Raw genomic sequence first — 9,577 nt, forward strand, 5'->3', positions numbered from 1 at the left:
GCAACTCCACGCTACACGCGTAGAGTTGACACATTGTTATGGCTCGACGAGGGGGTTGTCGAGGCCCCCTCGCCGAGCCCGGGTCCCGCGGGAACCGTCAGATCAGCTGGTCTTGACCTTGACGGTGCCGTCGACGATCTTCTTCTTCGCGGCGTCCAGCTGCGGCTGGATGTCGTCGATGAAGCCACCGCTGGTGGCCAGGCCCACGCCACCCTTGGCGAGCGAGTAGACCTGGTTGCCGGTCAGCGGCTTCTTGTCGTGCACGGACTTGACGAAGTCGTAGACACCGACGTCGACGTTCTTGACCATCGAGGTCAGGATCGAGTTCTTGTACTTGCTCAGACCCGGGATGTTGTACTGGTCCGAGTCCACGCCGATGGCCCAGGCGCCCTTGACGGCGGAGACGGCCTCGATCGCGCCGTTGCCGGAGGAGCCGGCCGCACTGTAGATCACGTCGGCGCCGTTGTCGAGCATGCCGGACGCGGCTTCCTTGCCCTTGTCGGGGCTGGCGAAGCCGGACAGGTCGGAGCCGTGGGTCAGGTACTGGACGTCGACCTTGACCGCGGGCTTGGTGTCCTTGACGCCCTGCGCGTAGCCCGCCTCGAACTTCTTGATCAGCGGGGTGTCCACGCCACCGATGAAGCCGACGTGGTTCTTCTTGGTCTTCAGTGCGGCGGCGACACCGGCGAGGTAGGAGCCCTGCTCCTCGGTGAACGTGATGCTGTCGACGTTCTTGGCGGTCGCGACCGAGTCGATGAGGCCGAAGCTGACCTTCGGGTACTTCGCGGCGACCTTGTCGACCGAGGTGGCGTAGGAGAAGCCGACGGCCACGATCGGGTTGTAGCCGGCGTCCGCCAGGTCGGTCAGGCGCTGCTCGCGGTCGGCCTCGGTGTCGGAGCTCTTGGCGGTGAGCTCCTTGATGGAACCGCCGAACTCCTTCTCGGCCTTGTCGGCACCGCGCGCGGCGGAGTCGTTGAAGGAGCGGTCGCCACGGCCGCCGACGTCGTAGGCGAGGCCGATCTTGATGCCCGTACCGCCACTGGCGGAGGAGGAGGACGAGCTGTCCTCCTCGGAGGAGGTGCTGCCACAGGCAGTGGCAGTCAGTGCGAGAGCTGCGGTCGCGATACACGCAGCGGAAAGCTTGGCTACCCGGCGCACGGGAGGCTCCTTCACCTGACCTGAGCGCCTTGTCGGCGCTTCATGTGAGCACCATGCCAGTGCCCGGGCCTGCACGCCCCTGCGGCGTCGGCTTCGCGGCATCGTAACGCGCGTAGATGTCGGAAACAGACCTCTTCCGAAGCCGTTATCGATTCGAGGCAAACAGCGTCTGAACTGAGGGTCTGCGGGCCTCGCACACCCGGATTGCGATGCGCGCACAATTGGCTTACGAGCATGTTGCGCCGGTCGGCGGAACGGCCCCCGAGGGGGCCGTCAGTCACGCTGGGATCACTGTGCGGCGTCGATCAGCGCGGCGGCCGTGAACATCTCCACACCCACGGTGATCGCGGACTCGTCGGCGTCGAAGTCGCCCTGGTGCAGGTCGCGCACGGTCCGCTCGCCCGGCGTCCGCACTCCGAGGCGGGCCATGGCACCCGGCACCTGCTCCAGGTACCAGGAGAAGTCCTCGCCGCCGAGGCTCTGCTCGGTGTCCTCGATCGACTCGGGCCCGCGGCGGGCGGTCATGGCGTCCCGGAGCAGCTCGGTCATGCCCGCGTCGTTGACGACGGGCGGGACGCCCCGCACGTAGTTGATCTCGGACTTGGCGCCGTGCAGATTGGCGACCTCGTCGATCGCGGCGACGACGACGTCCGGGGCCTGCCGCCAGGTGTCCAGGTCCAGGCAGCGCACGGTCCCGGAGAGCTCGGCGTGCTGCGGGATGACGTTCGGGGCGTGCCCCGACTCGATCCGCCCCCAGGTCACGGCGAGGCCGGCCCGGGTGTCGACGCGCCGGCCGACGATCGCGGGCACGTCGGTGACGACGCGGGCGGCGGCGGTGACGAGGTCGGTGGTGAGGTGCGGCCGGGCGGTGTGCCCGCCGGGCCCGTCGAGGGAGATCTCCAGCCGGTCGCAGGCGGAGGTGATGGCACCGGTCCTGAGCCCGATCCTCCCGGCGTCGACCCGCGGGTCGCAGTGCACGGCGAGGATCTTCCCGACCCCCTCCAGCACCCCGCAGTCGATGGCGTCGGCGGCGCCGCCGGGCAGCACTTCCTCGGCGGGCTGGAAGAGCAGCCGCACGGGCCGGGGCAGCAGGCCCTTCCGGTCGAGCTCGGCGAGAACGAGTCCCGCTCCCAGCACCACGGTCGTATGCACGTCATGCCCGCAGGCATGCGCCCGGTCGGGCACGGTCGACCGGTACGAGCATTCGGTCTTCGTGTCCGGGATGGGCAGCCCGTCGATGTCGGCGCGCAGGGCGAGCATGGGCCGCTCGCCGTCCCACTCCCCGATGTCACAGACGAGCCCGGTCCCGACGGCGAGCACACGCGGCTTCAACCCGGCCCTCTCCAGCCGTTCCTTGATCGCCGCGGTGGTGCGGAACTCCTGGTTGCCGAGCTCCGGGTGCATGTGCAGGTCGCGCCGGAAGGCCACGAGTTCGGCGTGCAGTTCCGCACTCAGCACACCGGGAAGCACGGCTTCCCCGGGAAGATCGACCTCGGACTCTGGTGACATCAGTTGCTTCACCCTCTTAAGCGTAGGACGCGGGAGTGGCCGGCCGACCCTCGATCAACAAAACTTCAACCCCGAAGGGAAGAAAATCTGGCCGCTCGACGCATGGGGGTGGATGGAGATGGGTAGGAACCCCGTTTCTCCACGCATACCATGCCCCCGGTTCCGCATGCCGATCTGTTCACCTGTCGAAACCGGCCGGAGGCGGAACCGGAGCGGGGTCCCGGAATCATCACCGCTGTGTGACGGGGCGACTGCGCAGGGAGTACGACGGTCCCCGCGCAGCCGGCGCGGCCCAGTCGGCCCGCCTCGGACAGGCCGCCCTACGTGACCGCACCCGATCCGTCACGCACCGGATTCACTCGAACGGCCGACCCTGTCTTGATGCCGGCCCGGTCTCATGTCAGGTGACGGCTCAGGTGGCGGCCGAAGAACCGGTTCCCGTCCTCCAGCTCGAACGCCGGGGTGCCGGTGTGCCCGCCGAGGTTGGCGTGCAACGTCTTCTCCTTGCTGCCGAAGGCGTCGAACAGGTCCAGGGCCCGTCGCCGCGGGTTCCCTTCGTCGTCCCACTGCAACAGCATCAGCAGCGGGATGGTGACCTGCCGGGCTTCCTCGCGCTGGGCGCGGGGCACATATCCTCCGGCGAAGAAGCCCACGGCCGCGATACGCGGCTCGACCGCTGCCAGCCGGATACCGAGGGCCATCCATCCCGAGTACCCGACCGACCCGACCGACTCACCCGGGCCGCCGATCTCGGGCAGTGAGAGGAGTGCGTCCAGGGTGGTCAGCCATTCCGGGGCGGCTTTCTCGACCAGCGGGCCGACGAGGGACTCGAAGATCTCGTCGACCTCGTCGCGCGGTGCGCCGGCCTGCATCGCCCGCCGCAGCTCGGCGCGGATCTGCTCGTCGGCGGTGGAACGGGGCCGGTCCCCGCACCCTTCGGCGTCGATGGTGGCCACCGCGTAGCCGTGCGCCGCGGTGATCCTGGCCCGGGCCACCAGCCGGGAGTCCCGCTTGGGCAGGCCGTTGTTGTGGGCCATGAGCACCAGCGGGGCGGGCGTGGCGGACTCGGGCGTCCACAGGGTGCCGGGGATCTCGCCGAGGGTGAACTCGCGCTCGATGACGCGGTCGTCGAGACGCTGTTCGGAAGCGAATTCGAGGATCTTGTTTTCCATGGTCGTGCCTTTCGGGAGTGCGCATGAACGGCGCTCCCGGACGACCTACCGCCCGACCGCGACCCCGGAGGGGAGCACCCATGTCGATACTGCGTTCACGGGTACCACCTCCTCATTCTCCGGCACGGCCACGGGGAAGCTAGCAGGGGTGATGGGGGTTCACCAACGGGTTTTCGCGGAGGCCGACACCCTGTCTAGGCGGCCCCCAGCTCACACCACACGAACTTCCCACGATTGCCCTGCTTGACCAACGGCTGCCACCCCCACAGATCGGCACAGGCCCGCACCATCGCCAGCCCCCGTCCCGACTCCATCTCCGTCTCCGTGATGTCGCCCAACTTCCCGGGAGGTTCAGGCGGTTCGGGATCGGCGTCCCAGGCCCCGATCCCGCAACACCCCTGCGATGTAACGCACGCGCAGCGCGGCCGGCCCCTTCGTATGCCGTACGGCATACGAGACCAACTCCGCGGCCAGGAGCTCGGCGGTGTCGACGAGGCGGATCAGGCCGTGCAGGGTGAGGATGAGGCGGAGGGTGCGGCGGGCGACGGTGACAGCGCGGAGGTCGTTGGGGATGTACAGGGTGTACTCCCAGGGGGCGCTTTCCGGCATGGGTCAGCTCCGTTCGGGTGGTGTGCGCGGGGGGAGTTCGGCGGGCGGTGGCAGTGCCGCGGCCGTCATGGCAGGACGGGGCGGTGCGCTTCCGGGGGTCCCGGCGATTCCGCAGAGTGTGCGTCGCGTCACCGACGGTACGGATTACGGTTTAGGTTCCGCAAGTCGGTCCCGTAATCTGACCCCGAACGAGTCGCGCCCGCAGGCGCGTTGGGAGGAACACCGGATGGTCTTGCGGCGCGAGACAACCGCACGTCAGCTACGTCTGGCGGTAGAGGTGCGTCGACTCCGCGAAGCGGCGGGACTCACGACCCGCCAGGCTGCGGAGTTGCTGGGGGTGAGCTCTGCGCAGATCAGCCAGATCGAGGCCGGGCTCGCAGGGCTGAGCGAGAAGCGTCTTCGCCGTATCGCCGCCAACTACACCTGCTCAGACGCCGAGTTGATCGACAGCTTGGTGGCCATGGCGACCGATCGGACCCAGGGCTGGTGGGAGGAGTACCGAGGCGTCCTTCCCTCCGCCTACCTGGACCTGGCCGAGCTGGATCACCACGCCACCTTTCGCCACGACGTGGCCGTCATCCACGTGCCGGGGCTCTTCCAGACGGAGGACTACGCCCGGGCCCTCTTCGCCTACATGAACCCGGAGTTCCCGGACGACGAGGTGGAGCTCCGCGTGGCTCACCGGATGAGGCGAAAGGTCGTGATCGAAGGCCCCGCTCCCATCCCGTACGAGACGGTGATCCACGAAGCGGCCCTCCGCATCAAGGTCGCCGGACCCGCCGCGTCCCGGGCCCAGTTGACCCGAATCCTGGAGATGTCCGAGGCCGATCACGTCACGGTGAGGGTCATCCCCCTCAGCCTGAACGAATTTGCGGGAGGCGGAAGCACCTTGGTCCACCTGGGAGGAGCAGTCCCCCGACTGGACACCGTGATCCGCGACGCCCCCAACGGAACAGCCTTCGTGGACTCCGAGGCCCAACTGGACCACTTTCGAAAGCTCTTCCGTAGGGTGAAGGAGGGGTCACTGCCTCCGGAGCAGTCGCGTGACCTCATCCACCAGTTGGCCAAGGAACTGTGAGGACCGACATGACCGCCCCCGCCGAGTGGAAGAAGTCGTCCTTCTCCGGTGGAGGTGAGGGCAACGACTGCGTGGAGATAGCGGACCTGCACTCCCACATAGCCGTCCGCGACTCGAAGACCCGGACGAGGGCCACCCTCACCTTCCCGACCACGGCCTTCAGCGCCTTCCTCACCACCCTGAAGTCACCGCACTCCGCCCTCACCCCCCGCTAGGGTGCAGCCCGTGAACGCCGAGACCCCTGACTTCATACGGGCCACCCGAACCGCGTACGACACGATCGCCGAGCCCTACACCGAGCAGTTCTCCGACTGGGCCGGCATCCCCACGCTGGACAGAGCCCAGATCACGGGCTTCGCGGAGTTGGTGAAGGAGCAGGGCAAGGGCCCGGTGGCCGACATCGGCAGCGGCCCGGGACACGTGACCGCGGCGCTCCACGAACTCGGCATCCCGGTCTTCGGCGTGGACGTCTCACCGAAGATGGTCGAACTGGCCCGCAGGACCCACCCGAACCTCCGCTTCCACGTGGGCTCGATGACGTCCCTGGACCTACCGTCGGAAACGCTGGGCGGCATAACGGCCCTCTACTCGATCATCCACGTCCCCGACGACCACCTGCCGACAGCCTTCGCAGAGTTCCACCGCGTCCTCGCCCCCGGCACCCACGCCCTGATCGGCTTCCAGTACGAGCAAGGCGGCGGCCACATGCACCTGGACGAACGCTTCGGCCACGAGATCTCCCTCGACTACCACTGGCGCACCCCGGACGAGGTCGCCGAAAAACTCGCAAAGGCAGGCCTCCAGGTGATCGTCCGCGTACTCCGAGAGCCCCTGGACGACGAGAAGCTGTCCCGCGCCTACCTCGTGGCGAGGAAACCGGCGTAGGACAGACCCCGTCGGGGATCTACCGGAAGGGAATGTTGAGCCAGGGACTGCCCGGGTCCGAAGTCAGGATCCTGTGGACGGTGACCATGTCCTGGTACCAACTGCCGAACTTCTCGTTGTCGAACTGCAGACAGCGGCCGAGGATGAACGCGGCAGAGAATTCCCGCCAGGACTCGTAGCAACGGGCGGCCCGATACCCGGCTTCGACGACGGCTGCCTCGGCCTCCGGCACGGCGCAGTAGCGGGTGCTCACGCCCCAGCGGGCCATGCACGAAGCCCGGCCGAGATCCCAGGCGTCGGCCGAGCTGACGTACTGGCCTTCGTCGAGGATGCCGTCAGCGCGCATGCGGGCCTCGTAACGGGTGATACGGCCGATGAGGTGCTGGACTCCGTTGACGCGCGCCTCGGTCTCGGCCGCGGGGACGGGCTCGGTCTTCGTGATGCCGTCCGGGGTGAGAAGAATCTCGCCCTCCGCCCGCTGGCGCAGGACCCGCGCGGCTGAATCTCGCCAGAGAGCGGTCTCGACGTAGCCACCGAAGTCACGCGCGATGACGCGACGCAGGCCGAGGGCGAATTCCCAGACCGGGTTGGCGCCGTCGGTTGACAGCAGGGCGTGCTGCTGGACCTGCCACTGTTGGTGGCTGGTGATGCCCCAGTACGTGCTCAGCATTTCGCGCTCGGCGGGGTAGCCCTGACCGTGGTACGCCAGGGCGTTCCACGGCAGGCCGCGAAGAACGATGAGATGGGCGCCGCAAGCCAGCCCTTGGGCCACGGGTCCGTGCAGTGGGCCGCCCACCCTGAGGGCCCGCAAAGCTGCCTCGTCCGAAGGGCTCTTCTTCCGGTCCGTGTACTGAGCCCAGGCATGGGAGTGCGGCGGCGCGGAGGGCAGGAACGCCTCGCATGGTGTCCTGGGATTGACGACGATCATCGGAGGGTCGGTTGGATCCCAGACTTTCGCGAACCATGAGAGGGGCTGCCAATCGAATACGCGGTGTGGTTCAGGCGCGGGCAGCATGCCCTCGGTGTAGACCGCCCAAATCCTCCCGCCGGCGACCCGGGAGTCGAACTCGAAGAGCGCCCGAATATCAGTGGACCTGGCGTCCACCTTGTCCCGCTGGATCTCGAAGTACACGCGACTCTGCGCCAGCGCATCGAAGTACGCCGGCCAATCGTCACGAGACTTGGCATCCAGGAGTGCCTGCTCGACTTCTGAGGGAGGGGTCCAGGAAGACGGAGCGAGAGGACCGAAGCCCGCAGGAGGCGGACCGAACGACATTCTTCACCTATCAATTCTTCGGGGCCCCACAGAGGCTTCATATTCGTTACGCTGAAAAATGATGGGCGATCACCCAGTATTCATCACCCTCCAGCGAGACAGCACACAAGCGAGCACCATCCGGAGACAAGGCCATGAATTCAGGCCGTCCGATCACAGAAGCGATCCGAGAAGGAAGGTGCACACCCATTGGGTCATGGACCCAGAACCAGCCCTCTCCAATACTCCCCGCACCACCGTCGACGTCCGCACGTCCTCCGCCGCCTGCGACCACGCCGCCCTCACCTCGTCCTGCCCCGCCGTGAACGACTCCGCGCTGTAGTCCGCATCCGCCACCTGCGAGACCGGGTTGTCCTTCAACGTCTGCGACCAGGAACGTTCCCTTCACCTGCTCGGGCGACAGGTAGGGGTTGCCCGTGCCAGCCGTCCACACGGACTTCAACGTGTCGGAGACGTACTGCTCCTGCTCGTGATAGATCCCCGCCGACAGCCCCAGCCGGCCCGCGAACTCGTTCGCGTCACCCATCAGCGACCGCACACCCCAGCCCCAACGGTCACAGAAGTCCGCGAACACCTGCTGCAGGGCGTCATCACCCGCCTCCAGACCCGCCAGCGACAAATCACCGAAACCTCGGCCCAGGTTCGCCTCGATGTCGAAGCCGAACTCCTTCAGCTCCGCCATCGCCTGGTCGATCCCGCGGGTGATCCGCTCCATCGCCTCCGGATCGACCTGATAGCCGTCACCGGCGCTCACGACGCGACGTCCACGGCCACCGCATCCGGCACGATCCCCACAACCGGCGGCAGCACGAAGCCGGTTGGACTGCCCGCGTCCACCGCGATCCCCGCCGGGCCGTCCACCCTCGGGATCACCTGATCCAGCAACCGCGCCCCGAACACCGGTATCCGCTCCGGCAGCGCCTCACCCCGCGCCTCGGCGAACCGTTCCAGCGCCGCGACATCCGTGAACGCAAACAACCAGCGGATGCCACCCGACTCCGCCGACAGCAACGAACCGTCCACGACCGGCACCAACACCTCGCCGCGCCGGAACTCCCCCACCAACGCCCGCAGGTTGCCCTGCCGCAACGCCTCCGCACTCACGTCGGCCGCCCCCGTCGTAGCCTCATCGAACTCGTCGGATGTCGCACAAGCGAACGACGATGCTAGACGATGAAGCTGAGGCTCAGCCTTTCGCCACCGCCGGCAACCGGTACACATCCCGAGCCGTACCGGACATACCTGGCGGCGAGAAAACCGCCGTAGGCCGCAGCTGCCCCAAAGTCGGGCCAAGTCGGTGCGCACCGACTTCCGGTCAGCGGCCTGCGCCCACACCTTGCCGAGTAGCGTGTGGGCATGGCGGTGTTCGAGGGTGTTCAGGTGAACCTGTGGTGCGATGACGTGGAGCGCTGCGCGGCGTTCTTCCGCAGCCTCGGGATGCCGGAGAAATTCCGTTTCCCGTCCGACGGCGAGCCTCAGCAGGTCGAGGTGGAGGCTGCGGGCGTCCGGATCGGGTTCAGTTCCGCCCGTGTGGGCAGCGAGCTGTTCGGCATCGCCACGACGCCCGGCCAGAACACCGAGGTCGTGTTGTGGTGCCACGACGTTGACGGCCTGCATCGGACGGCGCTCGACGCAGGAGGCGAGCCACTCACGAATCCGACCGACTCGCCCGACGGACGTCTTCGGTACGCCTGGGTACTCGATCCTGAGGGGCACCGCGTGAAGCTCGTGCAGGAACGCAGTTGAGCCATGCGCCCCGACAGCCGCGGTGACAACGGTTCCAGTCCTCTAGCCCCAATACCGGTGACTTTGGGGTTTTCGGGTCGTTGGGTGTGGTGTGCCAAGGCCCGGACAGGTGAAGTCGTCGTCGGATGACCGGTTTTCGGATCG

At 67.5% G+C, this 9,577-nt stretch carries 10 protein-coding genes and 1 pseudogene; 4 read left to right on the forward strand and 7 right to left on the reverse strand.

All coding sequences use genetic code 11. The features are described 5' to 3' along the window. Window positions 1-102: 102 nt before the first annotated feature. The 4 genes and pseudogenes from AB0D34_RS43980 to AB0D34_RS43995 all read right to left on the reverse strand — a co-directional run bounded on the left by AB0D34_RS43980 (window position 103) and on the right by AB0D34_RS43995 (window position 4,448). Complete coding sequence (locus AB0D34_RS43980) at window positions 103-1,158, reverse strand: BMP family ABC transporter substrate-binding protein (RefSeq protein ID WP_362673031.1); 1,056 nt, start codon at window positions 1,156-1,158, stop codon at window positions 103-105. A 288-nt stretch (window positions 1,159-1,446) separates the two neighbouring features. Next, window positions 1,447-2,667, reverse strand: a complete 1,221-nt coding sequence (locus AB0D34_RS43985; RefSeq protein ID WP_362673034.1) for a M20 family metallopeptidase — start codon at window positions 2,665-2,667, stop codon at window positions 1,447-1,449. A 395-nt stretch (window positions 2,668-3,062) separates the two neighbouring features. Beyond that, the gene (locus AB0D34_RS43990; RefSeq protein WP_362673037.1) at window positions 3,063-3,839 is read right to left on the reverse strand and encodes an alpha/beta hydrolase; all 777 of its coding nucleotides are present in this window, start codon (window positions 3,837-3,839) and stop codon (window positions 3,063-3,065) included. A 194-nt stretch (window positions 3,840-4,033) separates the two neighbouring features. Then, window positions 4,034-4,448: pseudogene (locus AB0D34_RS43995) on the reverse strand (ATP-binding protein). A 226-nt stretch (window positions 4,449-4,674) separates the two neighbouring features. Here AB0D34_RS43995 and AB0D34_RS44000 point away from each other — a divergent pair. The 3 genes from AB0D34_RS44000 to AB0D34_RS44010 are packed head-to-tail and all read left to right on the forward strand — an operon-like array spanning window position 4,675 to window position 6,411. After that, the gene (locus AB0D34_RS44000) at window positions 4,675-5,526 is read left to right on the forward strand and encodes a helix-turn-helix transcriptional regulator (protein ID WP_362673039.1); all 852 of its coding nucleotides are present in this window, start codon (window positions 4,675-4,677) and stop codon (window positions 5,524-5,526) included. Between the two features lie 8 nt (window positions 5,527-5,534). Beyond that, window positions 5,535-5,741 carry a DUF397 domain-containing protein gene (locus AB0D34_RS44005; RefSeq protein WP_362673041.1) on the forward strand — a complete coding sequence of 69 codons (207 nt, stop codon included), beginning with the start codon at window positions 5,535-5,537 and terminating at the stop codon, window positions 5,739-5,741. Window positions 5,742-5,751: 10 nt separating this feature from the next. Then, the gene (locus AB0D34_RS44010) at window positions 5,752-6,411 is read left to right on the forward strand and encodes a class I SAM-dependent methyltransferase (protein WP_362673043.1); all 660 of its coding nucleotides are present in this window, start codon (window positions 5,752-5,754) and stop codon (window positions 6,409-6,411) included. Window positions 6,412-6,430: 19 nt separating this feature from the next. On the opposite strand, the gene AB0D34_RS44015 is transcribed toward AB0D34_RS44010, so the two are convergent. The 3 genes from AB0D34_RS44015 to AB0D34_RS44025 are packed head-to-tail and all read right to left on the reverse strand — an operon-like array spanning window position 6,431 to window position 8,791. Then, a complete protein-coding gene (locus tag AB0D34_RS44015; protein WP_362673046.1) occupies window positions 6,431-7,687 on the reverse strand; it encodes a DUF1266 domain-containing protein in 1,257 nt (418 codons plus the stop codon). A 46-nt stretch (window positions 7,688-7,733) separates the two neighbouring features. After that, complete coding sequence (locus tag AB0D34_RS44020; RefSeq protein WP_362673049.1) at window positions 7,734-8,441, reverse strand: hypothetical protein; 708 nt, start codon at window positions 8,439-8,441, stop codon at window positions 7,734-7,736. Next, entirely contained in the window at window positions 8,438-8,791 is a 354-nt protein-coding gene (locus AB0D34_RS44025; RefSeq protein ID WP_362673050.1) for an SseB family protein, read from the reverse strand. The genes AB0D34_RS44020 and AB0D34_RS44025 overlap by 4 nt, the downstream gene beginning before the upstream one ends. A 252-nt stretch (window positions 8,792-9,043) precedes the next feature. On the opposite strand from AB0D34_RS44025, the gene AB0D34_RS44030 reads away from it, so the two are divergent. Continuing rightward, window positions 9,044-9,433: a VOC family protein gene (locus AB0D34_RS44030; protein ID WP_362673052.1), complete on the forward strand. Its 390-nt coding sequence runs from the start codon at window positions 9,044-9,046 to the stop codon at window positions 9,431-9,433. Window positions 9,434-9,577: the final 144 nt, after the last annotated feature.

The sequence above is a fragment of the Streptomyces sp. NPDC048420 genome, from assembly GCF_040651535.1.
In the GTDB taxonomy this organism is placed as follows: Bacteria; Actinomycetota; Actinomycetes; order Streptomycetales; family Streptomycetaceae; genus Streptomyces.